Here is a 22,634-nt window from a genome sequence, read left to right as displayed (position 1 = left end):
ACAGGCAGGGGATAAAATATTTTTAACTGTAAAACATTAACCAAAATGACAGCAATCGAATTAATTACCAAAGAAGATTTAAAGCAATTTAAAAGCGAACTACTAACAGAAATTAAAGCCATAGTCCAGCCGGGGCAAGGGCAAAGCAAGCAATGGCTGAAAAGCAACGAAGTAAGAAAGCTGTTAAATATTTCACCAGGCACATTACAAAACCTGCGTATCAATGGCACACTGCGCTACACCAAGATAGGCGGCATGATGTATTACAAATTAGAGGACATCCATAAACTGTTGGAAGGAGGCTTGCAATGATAAAAACAACAAAGCTTAAAGAAACGGCAGGCTACAGCAAGTGGGTGCGGCGGATGAGCAAAGACCAGCACCTTTATGCAACGCATATCAGTTTGTTCACAGCCATATTCGTTTGCTTTCAGCGTGACGGATTCATAAGTCCCTTTTCTGTTAATCGGCGGGAGCTTATGGCCTTTAGTAAAATCGCATCCATTGCGACCTATCATAAATGTATCCGGGAACTGGATAGGTATGGCTACATCCGTTACCAGCCATCCTACGACCCAGTAAGGGGAAGCCTGGTATACTGGCGTGATTGCCCGATGCCGTAAGGCATCCGGGACAATCACGGTATAGACAAATAGTTGTATACATGGCGGTACGTAGTACCGGCTAACAGGAGGGGCTTTTAGCCCCGGTGCAGGGAGCGAGTTAATGTTTTTGCTACACAAAAACCCGGATACACCCGCTGGGGTGATCCGGAACTCGCTCCCGTTGGTCGATTTTTTAAGAATGAAAAGGAATAAATTTATGACAGCAATTACTGAAAATAAGACTTTGACTAAAAGGCGGCCTCCCGGAAGACCAAAGAAAACGATCAGGCGAAGTGATTTTTTAATGGTACGCTTAACCCCAACGGAAAGGATATTGATTGAAGGCCGTGCAAAAAATGCCGGGCTAAAACCGAGCGAATGGTTTCGAAGGGCGGCTAAGAGCGCCAAGGTTTTTCCGCGCTTTACCGCCGAGGAAAGCGGATGGTTCAGGATGCTGGCAGGACTTGCTAACAACCTCAACCAGTTAACCCACCTGGCTCATGTTACCGGAATATTTTCGCTGGCTTTAAAATGTCAGGCGATGCTTAAACAGATCGAAGAATTGTTAACTAAAATTGGCAGTCATGATGGGTAAACCAATCACAGGGAGAAGTTTTGGCGGATGTATCCGCTACGTGGTCGATAAGCAGGAGGCGAAGATACTGGCAGCCGAAGGCGTAAGGATGCAAAATGCCAGTACCCTCGCCCATGATTTTAACCTGCAACGTAAAATGCAGCCGGAGTTGGGTAAAGCAGTTGGGCATTTGGTACTCAGTTGGAGTAAGGAAGACCTATCTAAGCTAAGCGATGAAATCATGGTGGAACGGGCAAAAGAGTATATGGAAAAAGTAGGCATCCGTAATACACAGTATGTAATCGTACGTCATAGCGACCGGGATCACCCGCATCTGCATTTGGTTTACAACAGGGTTGATAACACTGGCAAGACCATCACCGACAAAAACAACTTTGCGAAGAATGTCAAAGCTTGTAAGGAAATCACGTTGAAACACGGCTACCATTTGGGCGAGGGTAAAGACCTGGTGAACCGACAAGCATTGAAAGGCAAAGAAAAGATCAGGTACGAACTCTATGATGCGATAAAAGCATCCATGAAAACTGCTACCACCTGGAAAGGCATGGAAGCAGAACTGGCTAAGCAGGGTGTTGGCATTGCCTATAAATTCCGTAGTGGCACTAAGGAGGTGCAAGGCATCTCGTTTGAAAAGGGGGACATTAAAATGAAAGGTTCCGCTATTGACCGGAGTTTGAGCTACGCTAAGATAGATGCTACCCTGAATCGTAACCAGCACGTACATCTTTATCACGCCGCAATGAAAGCAAATGAGCCATTGGTAGCCAGCCAATTGCGTGAGGCCATTCGGCAGAGTGTTCAGGCCGAATATCATCATAGCCCAGACGGCGGTAAAGGGCTGCTGCAAATTTTGTTAGAACCACAATTTGCGGGAGCGACCCCCGACCCAATAGGTGATGCGGATATAGCCCGTAGAAAACGCAAGAAACATGAGGCCGAGCAGTCCCAATCACAAGGGATCAGCCGGTAATGAATTATTAAAATTAGAATGAACTTTAAAATAAAGAGTTATGCAAAATGAAGAATTAGAAGAAAAAGTTACCATGATGGAAGAACTGCTTCAAGGATTTGTAGGTAGGATGAATGTGATAGAATCGGGTATGGCTGATTTCCTAAAGACCTTTTTAGAACAGTACAAGGTAACGTTGGAAAGCATTGCCGCCCGGATTGAAATAGCCAATAAACGGTATAATGATCAGAAAATTCAGGAGCAAATCGATGAAATAAAACGGATTATGGCAACCATACCAAAGGTTATCGGTGTCAAAACAAGCCATCATTTCGGTGCCTTGTCAAAGACTTTGATTATTGGCATCGTATGTGGTTTTATCGTTACTGCCGGATCAATCGGAACAGCGTTATACCTCAATCATCAAAATAACAGATTAAATAGTGAGGCTTATAATTATTGGCTGGTCAGGGCGCTGTACCCCGAAATATCAAAGACTATTGAAACGAAATTAGCCGCAGATCCGAATGGCTTTACAGAACAGGCACAGAAGCAAATGGATAAACAGAATGCTATTATCGCAGCTCAAGCCCAAGCAGAACAAGCAGACAAAGACCAGAAAGCGGCAAAGGAAAAATTGGAAAAAGTGAAGTCAGGCAAATAAGATAATCCTGTTAGATTGATATTGTGGGCGGGAGCGGCAGTAAAACCGGCTCCCGTTTTTGCGATGTTAAATTACTATACAGATTACTTGCCTTTTAAAAGCTCAATCTTTTCCTTTTCTGCTTGGAGTAGGCGTTCGTAGAGCTTTTTATTTTCTTCAAAAAGTTCAACCAATTTATCTAAAGGATTGAAAGTACATGTGTTGTTATGACCAAAATTACTACTGGAAACTGATTGATTAAAAGTATTAAAATAATTGACCACAGCTTCTTCGCTAAAATTCTTTATAGCATCTGCCGTTACCCCTAAAACCTTGGCTATCTTTTCTAAAACATCATCTTCTAAAATGTCGCTTTGTTCCATACGGGAAACAGATTGCTGACTAACCCCTAATTCAGACGCGAGGGTTTCCTGCTTAATTCCCCTTAACTCGCGGATACGGCCAATTTTTCGCCCGATGTTGGTATTTGTTGGTTTGGTAAATGCTTCCATAGCTTCAAATATACAAAGTTTTCTTAATGGTAAATATAACAGGTTGGTGGGTAAAATACTCACGTTATGGGTTTGACACATGCTTATTCCTACTGAATTTTGACTTTAATGATAAAAGAACTGCACCATGAAAGTAATAATCAATAACATCAACATTTACCACATCCATGACATTAAATTTAATGGTGGTAATAATAGTTTTAATATCAATAGTGATAAAATCGGTGACGCAGATTTGAGCAAATTTTACCCTACCGTTGTTGTTAACGAGAATATAAATAACAACGATCACCCATTGATTGCGCAATTAGAAGCTTGTATTTTACAAAGTGAGCGTGAAAAAAAGCAATTATTAGATCAGCTTCACAATGAATCAAATGATAACTTATGAAATATATGCTTGATAATTAACCGAAAAATATTTTTAGTTCTTATATGCCCCCATGCAGCTGCTGCAAGCGGCTCCATTGCACCACGCGCTAACGCGCCGGGTTCCATTACGCCGCTAGCCTCGCCGCCTTTGCAGGAATGAAATTCGCTGCGCTCATAACATACCTGCTTAATAGATTAAGGATCTGCTTGTTTGAGTGTAAGCAGTGGAAAATGGAAAATTACAACATCTGTCATAAAGAAGAGATTGGATCTGTATTATTATCTTAATAATAATGCTTTCGAGCATCTTCCAATCTTTTTTTAATTAAATCAACAAGCCTGTTAGGACTAAGGACTTTAATACTATTTCCATAGGATAAGATTAATCGTTCTAATTCATAATTTATCATCACATCCAGGCTAACTTCAAATAAGTCCTCAGTTAACCATTTAGACTTTTGCGACCCATGCAATGGCTTAGAGGCTATATATTTCCCGGTTGGGCCGATAAAATGCAGGTTTATATTTTCAACGATAGCATCGATTGGTTTGGTGACACCTACGATGTCCTCAAAATACTCTTCCCAATCAATTGTTGTATTTTCCAGATATCTTGCCTTTACTTCTTCTATAGATATAATTCGGTCTAACGCCAGGTTCCAGTCAGGTTTATTCTTTTCAGGATTAAAGCCAAATAAAAACCACCGGTTATTATACTGTTTCAAATAGTAGGGGTGTAAAACAAGATCATAGGACTGGTCACTATTAAAATCTTGGTAAGTTATTTGCAAAACCTTTTCATAATTGATGGCATTAAAAAGTTCCCCCAGTTTTTCAATACCTTTTAAATAAGGGTTGGAATCAAAACTAATAACAGATTTTTGCTGATGCAAGGTTAAGCCTTGCTGCAACTTAGGCAAAAGCTCATTCATCCACTCAAATTGTGGCATCCCATTAAATTGACTTAAAATTTGAATTGCCGATTGCATTTGGTTGATCTCCACCACGTTCAATGGCATGTTATTAATAGAGTATGAAGTATCAGCATACCGATAAAATACTCTTTTATCAATTCTATGCCTCTTCAGTTCAACAGTCCACCCTTCATTGCTTTCCATAAAGGCTATATCCTGCAATATTTGCCGACGGCTGATGCCTCTACTATGTGGATCAATTTCAACCAATACTTTACTGCATTCAGCAATAAGGTCATTGATAAAATAACGCTTCCCGGTATTTCTGAAGCATTGATCGAGTATTTTGTTCCGGATAAGTGGATTTTTAGTAACGGCCATCTATAATTAAAGGGTTTACGGATAATTGTTAATTTTCAAACTATATTTAACCCCAATACAAAATTAATCTTTCTGTGCAGTAAATCTGCACACTTGAATATTTACTTTGTACAAGTTCTTTGAAAGCCTGCTGTAAGATATTGATTTACGCCAACTGGAGATTGCAAAATTTCAGATCGGTTGGTAGCTGGCGGCTTCGCTGTCAGCTGAATGTTCTACTGGTCATTATGATGTTGACCTGTTGGGAGTTGTTATTATTGGTATTATATTATGGTATTGATATTTTACTTGTTCATAAACAAAGAATAAATACAGCAGGCTTTACTGAACCCTTATCATATGAAAATAGAACACGAAAATAAGGATCAAATAATAAAGGCTTTCCGTCAATTGAGCAGTAAAGAAGATTTGTTGAATCTACTTAACTATGCAAAAAAACTTATTTATGGAGAAAAAGTTATTCCATTTGAACTAAAACAGTTAACATGGCATGCCAATCCCAAGGCAAACCCCAATCGTTATAAAACTTTTGAGATAAGGAAAAAGTCTGGAACAACCAGAACCATTCATGCGCCTGTAAAAGGTTTGAAAGCTATTCAAAGATCGCTCAACCTAATCCTTCATTGCATGTTCGAACCACACCGGGCAGCTACCGGCTTTGTACCAGGCAAGTCTATCGTCGATAATGCAAAAATCCATACAGGTAGCTACTATATTTATAATATCGACTTAAAAGATTTTTTTCACAGCATCGACCAGGCCCGGGTTTGGAAATGCCTGCAAAACAAGCCCATTAGTTTGGGGTTTAGCGATTATAAGCTCACCGGTGATACTGCTCGTATTATCCAAATGATGGGCGCTGATCTTGTACAAGCTGAAAAAAACAAAAAGTACGGCATAGTTAATATTATAAGTGCCTTATGCTGTACAGAAATGATCGTTGAACGCCTAAATGATAAAGAGGAAAACATACAGTTGGTAAAAAACGTATTGCCTCAGGGCGCACCAACCTCGCCTATAATAACCAATATAGTTTGCCAGCGTCTTGATTATTTATTGTCGGCAGTTGCAAAGCACTTCGGATTACGATATACCAGGTATGCCGATGATATAACCTTTTCATCGCTACATAATGTTTACCAAAAAGACAGCGATTTCTTAAAAGAACTGCATCGCATCATTGAACAACAAGGATTTCTAATCAAGCAAAGCAAAACCCGGTTGCAAAAACAAGGCTATCGCCAGGAAGTAACGGGTTTACTTGTAAACGAAAATGTAAACGTGCAGAAACGCTATATAAAGCAATTGCGCATGTGGCTATATTATTGGGAGCAATACGGGTACGAAAAGGCCAATACCTTTTTCCTGCCACACTATTATGCCGACAAGGGAAATATCATTAAAGGGAAACCTAATATGGCTAATGTCATCAAAGGCAAGCTGGATTATTTGAAAATGGTTAAGGGCGGGGAGAATGAGGCTTATTTGAAGCTGAGGGGGAGGTTTGAGGGATTAACGAAACCTATAATTTTGAAGGATTCCGAAACTGTAGAAGATAGTAAACAAAGGAATTTTAAAAAAGAGGAAATTGATCTATCAAGACATAAACCAATAGACGTAAGCAATTTTTTAAAGCATTTTAAAACAAGCTATGGTTTAAAATTTCTTACGCATGATTATGATGTACCCAATTCTACTTTTAATAGGGAAACAATATTAAGTTTTGCAAAGAAGGAATTTGAGGAATTAACAGGTAAATATATAATTACATCTAATTTATATGCGAGAATAAATCAATTTGCTTTTGGTGATCCAAAAGAAATTTGGTGGTTTAATAAGGTAAAGTATAATCTTAACTGGAATGCCCCTGAACTAATAGAATGGATTAATAAAAACCCTAATTTGCATCCTATTTTAAGCGATAAGTATAATGAGACAATGATTTCTCCATTCAAACAAAGCGTTGAAATAAAAACACCCCAGCTCCAGGAAATTGTTAATAGAAAGTTGGCTAAAAGTCTTGGAAGTCTATACACAGCGTTTGAAATAAACGAAACAATATTTAAAGATTTAGACAAAGCAAACTTTTATACCGATGTGGACTCATTAGAAATTGGCTTGGGTTACTTGTTTAACGCAATAAAGCAAAGAGCTTCTAATAGTAAAAAAATACGTTTCGAATTTTCAAGGCAATCCGATACACATGGTCGAAAGCGAATTCTTAAAATTATTCATTTAGGATCTGATTGTGATAAACCACTTGATAAAGAGGAGTTGTTTCAAGGAGATTTCTTGGAAGCTGAAAAAGCATTTTTCGGGATTTGCGATTGGTCAATTATTGCAAAATCGCCAGATACTTCCGTAAATAAATTGAATGTTTTGTTTGATATAAATTCAGGTGTAGGTTCCAGGGAGAAAATTGATGATTCATTAATTGACGGCTTCACACATATATTAACATTTTACTCTTAAGATGATCTATTTAATAGATGACAATAAATACGGACAAATGGCTGAAAACTATCGAATAGATTTCACTAAGGTCCTTGCAAAATACCCTGATTCAATTACGTGGTTAATGGATTTATCAGCATCTTCCCCGGAAGTAATAATTAAAAATTGCTCGTGTATCTTGATTCATGATTCTTTAGATGGGAAAGAAAACAAAGAAAAAGTAGTCGCATTGGCTAAAATAAATAATATTCCATACTGTATTTTTAGTAATGGATTTACTGCAACCATATTTGCTGGCATTTCAATAAAAGAAATTAAAAAGGACAGACTTTATTTTAACCTCATAGTGTTTTTAAATCATTTTGTAGAACAAAAAACAATAGATTTCAAGCTATTATCGCTTGGGGAAAATTATGAAGTCGAAAAGGCATCTATTTTACAAGATCGTCTTATAAGTGGTACTATATTTAATAATCGAAGCAATTTTAATTACGAAGTGGCATTTCCAGGAGGAAGTCAAGCATTTAAGGATTTAATTGAATTAGTTCATTTAAGTAATCATGCCGTAGATTTCTCATCCTTTGAAGATGAATTTAACTCTTCTGATACAACTGCTGAGATAATGAGGCAAGAGGTCATAAAGATGGCAAAAAAAATAAAACAGAAATATGAACGATAAAATTTTAGTTATTGAAGATGCTTCTACGAGATTTTCTGAAAATGTAAGTTGTACAAAACTTAAATATAATCAACAGTCAAAAGATGAAGATATTCACTTTTGGATTTTAAAAAACAAGGACTTGTTTGAAGGAGTTGAAAAAGTAATTATTCCCTGTAGGTTAGGTGCTGACGATGCGGAATTTATGGGATTATATTTGGGATTGCACATTCGATTGACAAAGGAATTAGATAAATTTCGCTATTTACCCATAATCTTCATTTCCGAAGATGCCAAAGAAGAAATTTTAGAGAATCAGATTAATAATAACAAAACCAAATCTTCACTATTGCTTTTTACAAAAGGCACAAAACTAATTTCCAGTTTTGATTTAAGTGATGTTATCCAGAACCAAATTAAACCAATAGAAATAGAAGAATATTATTATTCTTTTATTTCAAATATAGAAATACCCATCCCGGAAAATTCGAGTGATCATTCAATAACTAACGAATGGAATATTTATAGGTGGTTTGAAATGATTGAAGATTATGACAATCAAGAATATAAGTTATTGTCTGAATCTATCTATAATTTGAAGGGGATTCATTCATTATATTTTAAATATAGGGATGAATTATCAAAACAAATAGCACATAAAACACATAGACAAACTTTCAAGAAAAAGGACAAGAAGCGTTTAGAAATACAAGGGATCATCGATAAAAAAATATTATTTATTGATGATGAAGGACATAAAGGTTGGAATCCGTTGTTAAAATATATATTTGATAATTCAGGCGCGGAAATTAGCTTCTATGAGAAATTTGATAAAAACGAAAGCCAAAAAGAACTTGTTGAAAAACTGGTAAAAGAATTCGTAATTACAAAACATATTTTTGATTATGACTTATTAATTATCGATTTAAGGTTATGTGATGACGATTTTAAAAATGAAAATATTGAAGAACTGTCAAGCTTTATCTTTATAAAAGAAATTGCGAGGGTAAATAAGGGGTTTCAAGTGATGTTTTTTACGGCTTCAAACAAATCTTGGAATATTAAAAAAGCCATCGATTTACATGCAACTGATTATATTGTAAAGGAAGCACCATATCAATTATTTGATAAAAATCAAAGCTATCTCAAGTATGTGGAATTTGGAAAAGGCGTAAAAAAATGCGTTGAGCGATCATTCCTTTCAAAATTAAGACTCGAAATAGATGCGCTTAAATCCAATAATATTTTGAGTTCCAATTCCCCCGACAAGATCGAATTCACGAATTTAGTCTTTTCAAATGGCGGCCTTTTTGATGAACTCTTTTCGGTTTTGGAATTAGATCATAAAGCATTAGCGAATAACGCTTTATTGATTTGTTTTAATATTTTAGAAAATTACGCGGATTTGTTTGGCGCATTCGAAGGAACTTGGATGATATGGGATAAAGCCGATCGAGCACAATTAAATTATTCCGCAAATTCTTCGCAGACCCTTTTTGAATTAAAATTCGGATTTTTTTCAGATATAATGCAAAGCTCAAACGACTTCGATAATACACTTATTGGGGTTGACTTTTATCCCTCGTTACAACAAAGGCACATAGACCATCGAAAAAAGGCAAAGAAAGCATCACCGATACTTAAAATTGCCACTGTTCTAAAATACAGAAATAATATCCCTGATGTTGATATCAACAAGCTGTTTCGATTGCGTTTTATTAGAAATAACGCAACTGCGCATTCAGGAAATATTAAACCAGGCATACAAATAAGTGTAGATGATGTTGAATTTTTGATAAGTAATATTTTTAAGGCTATTTTCTTTTAGCCAGATTATTTAAATTATGGGGTTTTTAAATAAAATATGGCAAAAGACAGTCTAACATCCAGTGCGGCTGTTCTGCACAGTTGCTCTATCTCTTTGAATCGAAATTAATACCATGGGTATATTCAACCATTTCCAGCAATTAAAACTAAGTGCCGATCAGGAAACAGCCTTGCAAAAGCTCGAAGCCTTTTTAAAGGGCTCTAACCAAGTGTTTATGCTCAAAGGTTATGCAGGTAGTGGTAAAACAACAATTCTAAAGGGGCTGGTTGATTATCTCGTTTCGATAGACAAAGATTTTGCATTAATGGCCCCAACTGGGAGAGCTGCGAAAGTGATCCGCGAAAGAACAGGCTAGGAAGCATTTACCGTCCACAAAAGCATCTACAGCTATAGCGAAATGGTCGAGGAAAAAGAGGGCGAATCCTTCCTATACTATTTCAAAATCCGAAACAACACTGATGTTACTAATAAAATATTCATCATTGATGAAGCCTCCATGCTTTCTGATGCAAAAAGCCAAGGTGAATTTTTCCGATTCGGTACAGGGTATCTGCTAAGCGACCTGATAACATACACACGGGTGTCGCATCCGTTGGTTCATTCTAAAATAATATTCGTAGGCGACCCATGCCAGTTGGCCCCTGTTGGAGATAATAGCTCCAAAGCTTTCGATGCAGTTTACCTGGCCGATAAATTCAATGTCGCCATTGAAGAAACCGAAATGAAAGAAGTAAAACGCCAGGGCGGCGAGAGCGGAATATTAAAAGCAGCGTCGAAGGTTCGTAAATCATTATCGTCCGGTTATTTTAATGACTTCAATTTGAAGGAAAATGGCAAAGATATTTTTAATCCATCCTATGAATTATTTTTACAAACCTGGCAAAACGTAAGCAGTCCCAAAATCATTATCGCGTATAAAAATGAAACATGCCTGAAACTCAATCAACAGATCAGGGAAATGAAATATGGGCGTTCAGGGCTGCCTATACAGAAAGGTGATATAGTTATTATGGGGGGAAACAACTATCGAAAGGGTGTTTCTAATGGTGAGTTTGCTATAGTGAATGAGATAGCTGATGTGGTGAAGGTAGAACCAGTTCATTTTTACGCAAAGGCTCCATCAAATAAATCTTCTGAAAAGGCAGTGGCCATTGAGGTTATTTTAAGATGGAGAACCGTTGAATTAGTTTTCCCTGATGCGGAAAGTAATAACAAAGTAGTAAAAGGTCAGATGCTTGAAAACTTCCTAAATGGAGATAATGTTTTAAAGCCGGAAGAAATGCAAGCTTTGTATGTTGATTTTAAAAAGCGGCACACTGGTCTAAAGCCCCATACGGATGAATTTAAAGAAGCGATAATCAATGATGAGTATTTTAACTGCTTATTAATGAAATATGGTTACGCTGTTACGTGCCATAAAGCCCAGGGTGGTGAGTGGGATAATGTTTTCACCGTTTGGGATCATGAGAATCAAAAGAATTTTGATTGCTTAAAAGATCCGCAGATCAGAAGAGGCAAGGATAACTCGGGCTTTTATAGATGGGCCTATACAGCGTTAACAAGGGCGGCTAAAACATTGTACGCAATCAATCCGCCTTCATTTAATTCTTATTCGAATATCACTATAGTTGACCAGACGGTTGTTAATGCTTTGAATGAATTAACCGGGAAGCAATTGCAGCCAGAGGAGGTCACCTTGGATAATGAACTATTGCAGCAGCTGAATAACATGGGCTTAATGAATGAGCCCATTCAATTACAAGATCATTTTATCAAACTTCAATTGGCTGTGCAGAAACTTTATATCAATATCGTCGACTGGCAAAGGAAGGGCTATGAAATAAGATATAAGTTTCAAAGAGAAAATGCTATTGTAACAGGAAGAACAAGCATAAATGGCAAAAACGAGTTTAAAAATGCGCTGATCATAATACCATCGCTATCTAACAATCAAGATTTATATTCGGAGATTGAAGGCCTTTGGAATCATTTGCCGGAAATTTCTATTGAACGAAATACAGCAGAAACCATACTGACCAGGATGGAGTTTGATTTTGAGTTGGACGAAAAATTTCCTTTCACACACGATCTGTTCGATGATTTAGTGCTGTTATTGTCCCCGATTAGTGTCGTAATAGATGAACTGGAACACCAGAGGTATAAAGAAAGATACACCTTCAAACGTGGTCAGGAATCAGTAGTCATTGACTTCGAATACAATGATAATGGTTTTTGGGGCAGGGTTGTACCTATCAAAAATAAAACGAACAGTCAGCAACTGTTAAATGAAATAACTACCGAATTGCAAGCTTTTAAACAAGAGAACTATGCCGGCTAAAGAAATAAAGGAGCTGCGGGTAGCGGGCAGGCTCAATGAGGCTCTGGCTCTGGCTAAACATGAGTATGAAGAAGCTATGCAAAAAGTTTCTCCTGATGATGAAAATGATCCGCTAAACGAACTACGCTTGTTAGGCAACAACGCAATTATGATTTGGCCTAAACGTAATTTGAGTTGGGTTTATTATGAATATCTGAAGAAGAACAATACATCGGAACAATTTGATCTTTTTCAGGCAGATTTGATTAATATAAAAAATTTAGAACTACCCACAGAAGAAAAGATACTTTTTGATCAGGTAAGCTGGCAAGTGGGCAAAATGGGCTTTGCTTTATTAAAAGAAAACCCGGTTGATACCGATAAATTCAGTGCATTGTTTGAGTTGGTAAATTCTTTTCGCTTTACAATATCCTCTGAAGGATATAGCTTTTTGTTCAAAGCATTTCATAAAGCTTTTAAGGATACAGATAAATACATTCCATTTGCCGACTGGTGGAATCTGAAGAGTTTCCGGCCCGAAGATTACCAACAGGAAACAATGCCAAACGGCAAAGAAGTAATGGCACTGGCGGAACAAGCATACATAGCCTACGCAAAACACTTACTGCCTGCCACAAACGAATACGGTGAATACTTTTTCGACAGACAAAAAGCAGAGACATTCCTACCCTTATTGGACGCGTTGGTGGATAACTACCCGCAAATGCAATACCCGGCATATTTTAAAGCCAAACTACTATTGGCTTTAGGCGATAGGGATAACATGCTTTCGGCACTATTGCCATTTGCCAAAAAGAAAAAGAATGATTTTTGGGTATGGGAAATATTGAGTGAAGTATTTTCCGCTGATCCAGAAAAAGTTCTCGCTTGCCATTGCAAAGCATTAAGCTGCACAAGTCCCGAAGAAATGCTTGTCAAAACTCGTCAAAAAATGGCTGCAACGTTTATTCAAAAACAGCTCTTTGACGAAGCCAAGACAGAAATAGAAATTTTCGTCAAAGCCCGAAACCGTAACGGATGGAGAATATCCAATGAAGTTACCAACTGGCAAAACCAGGATTGGTATAAAAACGCAACGGTTAAATCGTCAAATTTTGATTTTTACAGGCAGTACACTACCATCGCAGACGCATTGCTTTTTAGTGATGTGCCGGAAGAAACTATAATAATAGATTTTGTAAATTCTGATAAGAAAATGTTAAATTTCATTGCTTCAGAATCAAAATTCGGCTTTTTTAAATACGATAGGTTTTTGCCGAATGTAAAAATTGGCGAAACTTTAAAAGTTCGGTTTAATGGCAATGGAGCAGAAAATGGCAATTATCAAATTTTTACGCTTGAGAAAACGGACGGCCATGTACTAAAGCAACGTTTTTTAAAAGAGGTCGAAGGCAAGGTTGAAATCGGTGAAGGAAAATCGTTTGGCTTTGTTAATCATATTTTTGTTCATCCATCAGTGATTAAACGATTTAATGTCAAAAATAATCAGGAAATAAAAGCAATAGCAATTAATTCATTTCAGGTTGAAAAAAAGCAATGGTCATGGAAGGTATTTGATATATTAGAAAATAATTAAGCAATAGGATGCTTTAAAAAACAAATATGTTAATACCGTAATTGTTAAACTTTAAAAATAAATAATATCATGAGTAAAATAGTTCTACTGAGTGGTAACCCCGAGGAAAGAAAAAAACAATTGGAAGAGCTTAAGAAAACAGGTGTCAAAACACTTGATGGTGGGCCGTTGCCAATAGGCACGCACTTATTTACCGTGTCCGGAAATGATATTTGGGGAACAAAAAAAGCTGGTGGTTATGATCTAATGACTGTAGCAGGTGTTTTAACAAATTCTGATACCGGCGAGAAAGTTACTTTTAATAATTCAGAAGATTCAAAAAAATTAGTCGTGCCAAGCAAATTTCGTTTTCTTATAGAACCCAACAAGCGTTTATATTTAACTATTGAATTTACAAAAAGTGGATGGAAAAGTGTGACTAATGTGGTGACTGCTTAGGGTTAAAAATTTCCATATTCACCGGGTCCGCGAATTTAGCCCACGCCGGGATAAATGTCAAGGCTACACAGAGCGGGCAGTTGTGTTTTGTTTTTTAGTGGCTTGCCCGGCCTTGACATTTATCCCGGCTCGCGCTGTTGGTTGCTTAAGCGGTAAATATGGGATGGTGTGCTTAATGGGCTTATAGCAGATTAGGCGTTGTTCGCATTAATCAGGTTGACTACCACTTTCACCATCATATCTTTTTCATCCGGCTTACTTTCGGCAATCATCAAGGTTAGGGCTACCAAAGCATTGTCGGCTATCCGTTTAGAGCCATCTTCCCGGTAAAGTATTCCGTTCTTTTCTAAGAACCAAACGAACAGGTAGGCGGCTATTCGTTTATTACCATCCGAAAAGGAATGATTTTTTACAACAAAGTATAAGAGATTGGCCGCCTTTTCTTCTATAGTGGGATAAAACTCGACACCGCCAAAGGATTGATAAATTGTCCCGATAGACCCTTTAAAGGAATCATCCTTTTCATTACCAAATAAGCCACCGCCGCCAAATTTATTTTTTAACTCCTTAATAGCTTGTATAGCTTCATCATATGTTGCCACAAATAACTGCTGATCGGTAGTCCCGGTAAGGGATAGCTGCTGATGATCGTATTTGTCTAAGATGTCCAGCGCATAACTATAATCCGCTACTACTTTTAATAAGCCCGTTGCTTCATCCGTTGTCAATTTTTTATTTTTCAGCACGTTACCTAAAAGCTGTACCGTTTGCTTTAAAGAATTGAATTGCTCTGTTTGCTCTTTTAATCTTTGCTCGTTAATAGCGTATCCTTTTACTAAATAGTCTTTTAACACTTTGTTGGCCCAAATACGAAATTGAGTACCTCGTTTTGAGTTTACGCGATAACCAACTGAAATTACGGCATCAAGGTTAAAATACTCTACTTCGTAGGTTTTACCATCGTTGGCAGTTGTTGCATTTTTTGCAACAACTGAACTACGGTCTAATTCTTCTTCGGTGAAAATATTTTTTAAGTGCCTTGAAATAACAGATTTATCTCTTTCAAATAGTGTCGATAATTGATTAAGTGAAAGCCAAACAGTATCGTGTTCAAGCGTAACATCTAAGGTTGCCTGGCCATCGGGTGTTTGATATATAATAATTTGATTAGTATTCATAAAATTTAAAATTAAGTGTTTTTTCTTTAGTAAGTGTATTGATCTATGAACCTTATGCGACAACCAATTTAGAAGTACGCTTTTTTACGGCCAATTTATTTTGAAGAACCTGCATATCTTCACTAATCTTTCGATCCATTACTTTAGCATAGATTTGTGTGGTTTTAATACTGGTATGTCCCATCATCTTCGCAACGCTTTCGATGGGAACGCCATTATTAAGCGTTACCGTAGTAGCGAAAGTATGCCGGGCAATATGAAAGGTCAACAACTTAGAAATGCCGCACAGGTCGGCAATTTCCTTTAAATAGGCATTCATCTTTTGATTGCTCATAACAGGCAACAAGGTATCCTCTGCAACACATTGGGGGTGCTTATCGTAAGAGCGGATAATTGACAAAGCCACCGGCAATATTGGAATCCGGGATAAAGTGTCGGTTTTCTGCCGGCTTGTATGAATCCATAAGTTACCATCAATACCCTTTACCATTTCAGACCGTTTGAGTTTATGAACATCAACATAAGCAAGACCCGTATAACAGCAAAAAACAAAAACATCCCTAACCACACATAAGCGGTCAATAGAAAATTTCCTTTTATACATTTTCTGTAACTCCTCTTTGGTCAACGCTTCCCGGTGGACGGCCTTTTGTTTTGGTTTGTAATTAAGATAGGGGTCAACCGTTAGCCAGCCATTACCTAAACAGATACGAATAATTTTGCCTAAATTTTTGATGTATTTAATTGCCGAGTTATTTCCGCATTTGCGAACACTCCGCAGGTAGTATTCAAAATCATTTAAAAAAGCGAAGTTGATTTTTGTAATCGGTATATCCGAAACATTATGCTGCCATTGCATAAAGTCCACCGTGTGCATTAGGCAGGTTTTATAACGTTGCAAAGTACTTTTTTCAAACTCCTGCCCGACAAGGCTTTCCATTTTTGTGTTGTGATCTTCAAATACAGTTATTAAGGTGCGTGATTTCTCTACCTTGCCTATAAACTTGTTTTTTAAGGCTTCTGCAGTAACCATTTCCTCATTTACTGTCATCAGGTGGTGCAATTCCTGAACGTTGGCCTGTAGCTTGTCCAGGTAGGCGTTTAAAACCCTGACATCTTCTTTAGTGCCATTGGCTCGCCCTGATTGCGCATTCCAGCGTGAGGGTTCGCAAGTTTTTCCGGCAGACGCTTCGGCGCGATGTCCGTCAACAGTAAAGCGTAAATAAATAGCTACGGGGCCGCTTTCGTAATTTGACCGTTTCTTCAAATAAAAAAGCAAATTCATGTTTGTTCTCATTACAAATGATTTAAAAGGTGAAACAAAATTGTTCATTTCATCACTTGCAGTCAAGATGTTCATTGATTGAACAGGCTGTAAAGCAGATATTTACAGCGTTTCTGGTGAGCAATCCCCTTACTCAAATATGCTCACCGAATTGCTCACCAGTTTTATGCTAAAACATGAACAATTTGGTGTTTTTGAGTAAACTAAAAAGCCTGTAAACATTTAATTTACAGGCTTTTAGTTGTTTTTGACATTGTTTTCAGCGGAATGGACGGGACTCGAACCCGCGACCTCCTGCGTGACAGGCAGGCATTCTAACCAACTGAACTACCACTCCGTTTGGGATTGCAAATATACGCACCTTTTTGTTTTACACAACTCTTTTTTTAAATTTCTAGTTTTTATTGTTTCCCACTTAATTCACGTCACACAGACACTTTATCAAAAATTACGTTAAATTCGTTTTTTCATACCAATTGCAAACGGCTCTCGTAACCTTTTAAAGAACAAAAACATGCTGCTATTAGGCATCGATATAGGCACTTCGTCGGTAAAAGTATGTGTTGTTGATGCTGAAAGCCAAAGCGTTATCGCATCCGCGCAATACCCGGATGTAGAGTCGCCCATCATTTCGCTGCAAACCGGTTGGGCAGAGCAATCGCCCGAAATGTGGTGGCAGCAAACGCAGTACGCCCTGGCTTTGTGCGTAAAAAAAAGCGGTTTCGAAGCAAAAAATATTTCTGCAATTGGCATCGCTTACCAGATGCACGGCCTTGTTTTGGTGGATAAGGGGCAAAAGACACTTCGTGACAGCATTATTTGGTGCGATAGCAGGGCGGTTGAAATAGGCGATAAAGCTTTTAATGATATCGGTACCGAAACCTGTTTATCGCATATGCTTAATTCGCCGGGTAACTTTACGGCATCAAAACTGGCGTGGGTAAAGCAAAACGAGCCGGAGATTTACAATAAGATAGACAAGATGATGCTCCCCGGCGATTATATCGCCATGAAATTAACGGGCGAGATCACCACCTCGGCATCAGCCTTATCAGAAGGCATCTTCTTTGATTTTCAATTCAATGGCCTTTCAAAAGATATTATAGATTATTTTGGTTTTAGCGATAAGTTGTTCCCAACGGTTAAGCCTGTATTCTCGTCACACGGCCGCGTTACGGCGGATGTTGGATCGTTATTGGGCCTAACGGCGGGTATTCCGGTTACCTACAAGGCCGGCGACCAACCCAACAACGCATTATCACTAAACGTGCTTAAGCCAGGCGAAGTAGCTGCTACGGCGGGAACGTCGGGTGTTATATACGGTGTAAGCGACCAGTTGGCGTACGACCCGCAATCGCGCGTGAACACATTCGCGCACGTAAACCACACCAACGAGCGTAAACGCCTCGGGGTGTTGCTTTGCATTAACGGCACCGGCAGCCTGTACCGCTGGATTAAAAACACATTCTGTAGCACCCTTACTTATGAGCAGATGAATGCAGAGGCTGCAAAAGCACCAATTGGCAGCGATGGCCTGCGCATTTTACCTTTTGGAAACGGCGCCGAACGGATGCTGAACAATAAACAAATTGGTGCGCACCTGCATAACATTGATCTTAACTTACATACCCCCGCCCACATCTTTCGTGCTGCTCAAGAGGGTATTGCCTGTGCATTCCGTTATGGGTTGGATATAATGCGGGAGAACGGCATGAACCCCACTGTGATCCGCGCCGGCAAAACCAATATGTTCCTGAGCGATCTATTCACCCAAACTTTTGTAAATGCCACGGGTGTGCCTGTGGAGTTGTATAATAATGATGGTAGCCTTGGCGCAGCTTTGGGCGCGGGCATCGGTGCAGAGATCTATTCATCGCAGGCGGAGGCTTTTAGCAAAGCCGGCCGCGTGGGCTACATTGAACCGGATAATACCGAAGCCTTTGAGGCGATTTACCGGGATTGGAAAGCTATTCTTGAAATGCATTTGGAGGGGACGCAAGACAATTAAGAATCAGGACACAAATAACTAATTTGCCAACTCAATAATAAATGTAAATCCATGGGAATAGTAACAGGAGAAAAAGAGTTTTTTAAAGGCGTTGGCCAGGTTAAATACGAAGGGCAACAATCTGATAACCCGCTGGCGTTTCGCTGGTATGACGCGGATAAAGTGGTAGCCGGCAAAACCATGAAAGATCACCTGCGCTTTGCATGCGCCTATTGGCACTCTTTCAATGGTAACGGCGCCGATCCTTTTGGCGGGGCTACGCATATTTTCCCTTGGGATGCGAAAGCTGATGCCGTTGAACGCGCGAAAGATAAAATGGATGCCGCCTTTGAGTTTATCACCAAAATGAACTTGCCATACTATTGTTTCCACGATGTGGACGTGGTAGATTATACCAACAACCTTGACGACAACGACCGCCGCTTGCAAACCATGGTTGAATATGCCAAACAAAAACAGGCCGATAGCGGCGTTAAGTTACTTTGGGGAACCGCAAACGTATTCAGCCATTCTCGCTATATGAATGGGGCATCCACCAACCCCGATTTTAATGCGCTGGCACATGCAGGTGCACAGGTTAAGGCCGCCATTGATGCAACTATTGCTTTGGGTGGCGAGAACTATGTTTTTTGGGGTGGACGCGAAGGTTATATGACCTTGCTGAATACTGATATGAAACGCGAGCAGGAGCATCTTGCTAAGTTTTTACATACCGCAAAAGATTACGCCCGCAAGCAAGGCTTTAAAGGCACTTTCTTTATCGAGCCAAAACCCTGCGAGCCAACCAAACACCAGTATGATTATGATGCTGCAACCGTGCTTGGGTTTTTACAGAAGTACGATCTGTTGGGTGATTTTAAATTGAACCTGGAAGTTAACCACGCAACCCTTGCCGGGCATACGTTCCAACACGAGTTACAGGTAGCTGCTGATAATGGCCTGTTAGGTTCGATAGATGCGAACCGTGGCGATGAGCAGAACGGCTGGGATACCGATCAGTTCCCGAACGATGTAGCCGAGGTTACCGAGTATATGCTCATTATTTTGCAGGCAGGTGGCTTTGCCGGCGGCGGTATAAATTTTGATGCAAAGATCCGCCGTAACTCTACTGACCCTGCCGACCTTTTCTACGCCCATGTTGGCGGTATGGATGTTTTTGCAAGGGCGCTGATTGCTGCTGATAATATCCTCCAAAAATCAGATTATAAGAAAATAAGAAGCGACCGCTATGCCTCTTTCGACAGCGGTGCAGGTAAAGATTTTGAGGCCGGCAAACTATCATTAGAAGACCTGCGCAAATATGCCGGCAAAAACGGCGAGCCCGCCGTCGCAAGCGGCAAACAAGAATATCTCGAGAATTTGATTAACCGATATATATAACTATTATTAAGCTCCAATTATTAACCATTTTTAATCCAAGTCCCTAAATGAAGACCTTATCAAACGGCGATTATGTCGTGTTTTTTATCTACTTTATCATCGTATCCTGTTATGGGTATTGGATATACAGGCGTAAACATAATGCCGATGCTACCTCTAAAGATTACTTTTTGGCCGAAGGTTCCCTTACCTGGTGGGCAATTGGCGCATCACTAATAGCATCAAACATCTCTGCCGAGCAGTTTATAGGCACCAGTGGGTCGGCATTTAAAATGGGGCTGGCTATTTCTACTTACGAGTGGATGGCCGCGGCAACCTTAATTATCGTAGCGGTTTTCTTCATCCCGATATATCTCAAGAATAAGATTTTTACGATGCCGCAGTTTTTGAACCAGCGGTACAACGGCACGGTGGCTATGGTTATGGCTATATTTTGGCTATTGTTGTACATCGTGGTAAACTTAATGTCTATCCTTTACCTGGGCGCTTTGGCTATCAGCGGCATATCTGGTATCGACATCACGGTTTGTATTACTTTACTTGCTGTGTTTGCCGTTTTCATTACTCTCGGTGGTATGAAGGTGATCGGTTATACCGATGTTATACAAGTATTTGTATTGATATTGGGCGGATTAGTGGCTACTTACTTAGCTTTAAATTTGATCAGCGAAAAATCGGGCACAACGGGTTTATGGAATGGCTTGACCATTATGCGTACCGAAGCTGCCGACCACTTTAAAATGATATTTGATAAAAGCAATCCTAACTATATGGAGATGCCGGGCCTATCTGTATTGATTGGTGGTATGATCATCGTGAACCTTAATTATTGGGGTTGTAACCAATACATCACCCAGCGTGCCCTTGGTGCCGATTTGAAAACCGCCCGTGCGGGAATCCTATTCGCGGCCTTCCTAAAATTACTGATGCCAGTTATTGTGGTATTACCGGGCATCGCGGCTTACCTGCTTTATCAGAAAGGGATGTTTCACCAGGAGATGATGAGCTCAAAAGGCGTTATGGACCCTAACAAAGCCTATCCATCGCTTTTAAACTTATTACCCACTTACTTGAAGGGATTGTCATTCGCGGCGCTTACGGCAGCTATAGTTGCTTCGCTTGCAGGCAAGGCAAACAGTATCGCAACTATCTTTACATTAGATATCTATAAAAAAGCCATCAACCCCGAGGCTACAGATAAAAGCCTGGTAAAGCTTGGTAAATGGTCTGTAGTGGTAGCAATGGCGCTTGGTGTAATTATGTCGTTATTAATTGGAGAGCAATTAATGGGCGAAGGCAAGCAAGGCTTCCAATACATACAAGAGTACACCGGTTTTGTATCTCCGGGTATCTTCGCCATGTTTATATTGGGCTTCTTTTGGAAAAAGGCTACTTCTAACGGTGCGTTATTTGCCACCATTGGCGGGTTCTGCTTTTCGGTATTCTTTAAATTTTTACCCCGATTTGCAAACTTGGAATGGCTTAACCAATTCGGCTTCTCAAAATTAAACGAAAAAGGTGTTTACGAAATACCGTTTATAGATCGCATGGGCTTTGTATTCCTGCTATGCGTTCTGGGTATGTGGATCATCTCAAAAATTGACCTTGCTAAAGGGGTTAAAACTAACGGGCTTGAAATTGATGCCGCCATGTTTAAACCATCGCGCGCGTTTACTGCCGGTGCTTTAATTGTATTTGGTATTATCGTAGCACTGTATTCATTCTTCTGGTAGGATATTTTTCTTCAGATAGAAGGCGGCCTTGCCAAAGGCCGCCTTTATTTTTGCCCCAGCTTATCAAAACAACGCTGTAACCTATTGTGTTATGTAATTAAACCACACACTATGCATAGCGCCACAGAAAATATCCCACCACAAACCGAAGGCGAAAAAAACGACTTTATACATTTTGTTGATTGCGCAACCGTTGAAAAAGCACACCACTTATTTTTATTAGCGAAAGATAGACTAAAGGATATCTCGCAGTGGCATGTGCTAAGCGGACCGCACTCGGCAAAGTTTGCTTTAACAGATACCCAGGGTAAAGAAATTTATAAGATGGCCGAAAAAGGCGACATATTTTATATCAATTTACCCATCCCCACACCTGGCTCATTAGCCGGGGACGGTAAGGAATGGGTACGTATTGACGCTTTAGAAGAGGACGGTGATACCAATACCGAAAGTGAATACATCACTATAACAGTTAGGCCTATAGCAAACCCGCAACAGCCCGGTAAAGCAATAGCTCACTTTTTTAGCCACAACTCTACCAATACATTAATTGTAGAGCGGTATAAAAACCATGTTAGTGCCGCAGCATATGGCCGTAACGAAACCGCTAATAATACTGATACCGGCTTTTACGATACCGTGCGTAATACCATTATAGCATTGGGTGCCCGTAAGGGGTTATCCGGCCCGCAATGGAAAGCATTAATTACCGGGATTCTTGAAAAACAATAAAATTCAATTATCGCTTTTTATTTTAAACTAATGGCAACGTTTATAGTCTAACGCG

The 22,634-nt window shown here is 39.3% G+C and carries 21 protein-coding genes and 1 tRNA gene; 17 read left to right on the top strand and 5 right to left on the bottom strand.

Translation table 11 applies throughout. The annotated features are described in order from the left end of the window. The first annotated feature begins 45 nt into the window (after nt 1-45). From ABIB39_RS03215 to ABIB39_RS03195, 5 genes are all read left to right on the top strand, one after another. Entirely contained in the window at nt 46-312 is a 267-nt protein-coding gene (locus ABIB39_RS03215; protein WP_354427240.1) for a helix-turn-helix domain-containing protein, read from the top strand. Continuing rightward, nucleotides 309-623 carry a hypothetical protein gene (locus ABIB39_RS03210; RefSeq protein ID WP_354427238.1) on the top strand — a complete coding sequence of 105 codons (315 nt, stop codon included), beginning with the start codon at nt 309-311 and terminating at the stop codon, nt 621-623. Before ABIB39_RS03215 ends, ABIB39_RS03210 begins: the two co-directional genes overlap by 4 nt. Before the next feature lie 181 nt (nt 624-804). After that, on the top strand, nt 805-1,200 hold the full coding sequence (locus ABIB39_RS03205; protein ID WP_354427236.1) for a plasmid mobilization protein: 396 nt from the start codon (nt 805-807) through the stop codon (nt 1,198-1,200). Beyond that, entirely contained in the window at nt 1,190-2,170 is a 981-nt protein-coding gene (locus ABIB39_RS03200) for a relaxase/mobilization nuclease domain-containing protein (RefSeq protein WP_354427234.1), read from the top strand. The genes ABIB39_RS03205 and ABIB39_RS03200 overlap by 11 nt, the downstream gene beginning before the upstream one ends. A 40-nt stretch (nt 2,171-2,210) precedes the next feature. Then, a complete protein-coding gene (locus ABIB39_RS03195; protein WP_354427232.1) occupies nt 2,211-2,813 on the top strand; it encodes a hypothetical protein in 603 nt (200 codons plus the stop codon). Between the two features lie 83 nt (nt 2,814-2,896). On the opposite strand, the gene ABIB39_RS03190 is transcribed toward ABIB39_RS03195, so the two are convergent. Continuing rightward, on the bottom strand, nt 2,897-3,304 hold the full coding sequence (locus ABIB39_RS03190; RefSeq protein ID WP_354427231.1) for a helix-turn-helix domain-containing protein: 408 nt from the start codon (nt 3,302-3,304) through the stop codon (nt 2,897-2,899). Between the two features lie 127 nt (nt 3,305-3,431). Here ABIB39_RS03190 and ABIB39_RS03185 point away from each other — a divergent pair, with 127 nt between their 5' ends. Further along, entirely contained in the window at nt 3,432-3,695 is a 264-nt protein-coding gene (locus ABIB39_RS03185; RefSeq protein ID WP_354427229.1) for a hypothetical protein, read from the top strand. Between the two features lie 265 nt (nt 3,696-3,960). On the opposite strand, the gene ABIB39_RS03180 is transcribed toward ABIB39_RS03185, so the two are convergent. After that, nucleotides 3,961-4,971, bottom strand: coding sequence for a helix-turn-helix transcriptional regulator (locus tag ABIB39_RS03180; RefSeq protein ID WP_354427227.1), 1,011 nt, complete (start codon nt 4,969-4,971; stop codon nt 3,961-3,963). A 339-nt stretch (nt 4,972-5,310) separates the two neighbouring features. On the opposite strand from ABIB39_RS03180, the gene ABIB39_RS03175 reads away from it, so the two are divergent. From ABIB39_RS03175 to ABIB39_RS03145, 7 genes are all read left to right on the top strand, one after another. Continuing rightward, complete coding sequence (locus ABIB39_RS03175; protein WP_354427226.1) at nt 5,311-7,443, top strand: reverse transcriptase family protein; 2,133 nt, start codon at nt 5,311-5,313, stop codon at nt 7,441-7,443. Between the two features lies 1 nt (nt 7,444). Then, a complete protein-coding gene (locus tag ABIB39_RS03170; protein WP_354427224.1) occupies nt 7,445-8,104 on the top strand; it encodes a hypothetical protein in 660 nt (219 codons plus the stop codon). After that, nucleotides 8,094-9,911, top strand: a complete 1,818-nt coding sequence (locus tag ABIB39_RS03165; protein ID WP_354427222.1) for a response regulator — start codon at nt 8,094-8,096, stop codon at nt 9,909-9,911. The genes ABIB39_RS03170 and ABIB39_RS03165 overlap by 11 nt, the downstream gene beginning before the upstream one ends. 112 nt (nt 9,912-10,023) lie before the next feature. Beyond that, nucleotides 10,024-10,266 carry an AAA family ATPase gene (locus tag ABIB39_RS03160; RefSeq protein WP_354427221.1) on the top strand — a complete coding sequence of 81 codons (243 nt, stop codon included), beginning with the start codon at nt 10,024-10,026 and terminating at the stop codon, nt 10,264-10,266. Between the two features lie 42 nt (nt 10,267-10,308). Continuing rightward, nucleotides 10,309-12,249, top strand: coding sequence for an ATP-binding domain-containing protein (locus ABIB39_RS03155; RefSeq protein WP_354427219.1), 1,941 nt, complete (start codon nt 10,309-10,311; stop codon nt 12,247-12,249). Beyond that, nucleotides 12,239-13,825, top strand: a complete 1,587-nt coding sequence (locus ABIB39_RS03150) for a DUF7017 domain-containing protein (protein WP_354427217.1) — start codon at nt 12,239-12,241, stop codon at nt 13,823-13,825. The genes ABIB39_RS03155 and ABIB39_RS03150 overlap by 11 nt, the downstream gene beginning before the upstream one ends. 69 nt (nt 13,826-13,894) lie before the next feature. Further along, nucleotides 13,895-14,263: a hypothetical protein gene (locus ABIB39_RS03145; protein WP_354427215.1), complete on the top strand. Its 369-nt coding sequence runs from the start codon at nt 13,895-13,897 to the stop codon at nt 14,261-14,263. 191 nt (nt 14,264-14,454) lie between these two features. Here the strand turns inward: ABIB39_RS03145 and ABIB39_RS03140 are convergent, their stop codons facing one another. From ABIB39_RS03140 to ABIB39_RS03130, 3 genes are all read right to left on the bottom strand, one after another. Beyond that, complete coding sequence (locus ABIB39_RS03140) at nt 14,455-15,441, bottom strand: virulence RhuM family protein/type II toxin-antitoxin system death-on-curing family toxin (RefSeq protein ID WP_354427213.1); 987 nt, start codon at nt 15,439-15,441, stop codon at nt 14,455-14,457. Between the two features lie 52 nt (nt 15,442-15,493). After that, on the bottom strand, nt 15,494-16,726 hold the full coding sequence (locus ABIB39_RS03135) for a site-specific integrase (protein ID WP_354427211.1): 1,233 nt from the start codon (nt 16,724-16,726) through the stop codon (nt 15,494-15,496). Nucleotides 16,727-16,989: 263 nt separating this feature from the next. Then, nucleotides 16,990-17,063 (bottom strand) — tRNA-Asp (locus ABIB39_RS03130). A 177-nt stretch (nt 17,064-17,240) separates the two neighbouring features. On the opposite strand from ABIB39_RS03130, the gene ABIB39_RS03125 reads away from it, so the two are divergent. The 4 genes from ABIB39_RS03125 (at nt 17,241) to ABIB39_RS03110 (ending at nt 22,579) form a co-directional block, all read left to right on the top strand. Then, complete coding sequence (locus ABIB39_RS03125; protein WP_354427210.1) at nt 17,241-18,734, top strand: xylulokinase; 1,494 nt, start codon at nt 17,241-17,243, stop codon at nt 18,732-18,734. Between the two features lie 51 nt (nt 18,735-18,785). Further along, nucleotides 18,786-20,114 carry a xylose isomerase gene (gene xylA, locus ABIB39_RS03120; RefSeq protein WP_354427209.1) on the top strand — a complete coding sequence of 443 codons (1,329 nt, stop codon included), beginning with the start codon at nt 18,786-18,788 and terminating at the stop codon, nt 20,112-20,114. A 47-nt stretch (nt 20,115-20,161) separates the two neighbouring features. Next, on the top strand, nt 20,162-21,847 hold the full coding sequence (locus tag ABIB39_RS03115; RefSeq protein WP_354427207.1) for a sodium/sugar symporter: 1,686 nt from the start codon (nt 20,162-20,164) through the stop codon (nt 21,845-21,847). Between the two features lie 111 nt (nt 21,848-21,958). Further along, nucleotides 21,959-22,579, top strand: a complete 621-nt coding sequence (locus ABIB39_RS03110) for a hypothetical protein (protein ID WP_354427206.1) — start codon at nt 21,959-21,961, stop codon at nt 22,577-22,579. Nucleotides 22,580-22,634 lie beyond the last annotated feature (55 nt).

The sequence above is a fragment of the Mucilaginibacter sp. UYP27 genome (assembly GCF_040547175.1).
Classification (GTDB): Bacteria; Bacteroidota; Bacteroidia; order Sphingobacteriales; family Sphingobacteriaceae; genus Mucilaginibacter.
This window is presented reverse-complemented; position numbering and strand designations above follow the sequence as displayed.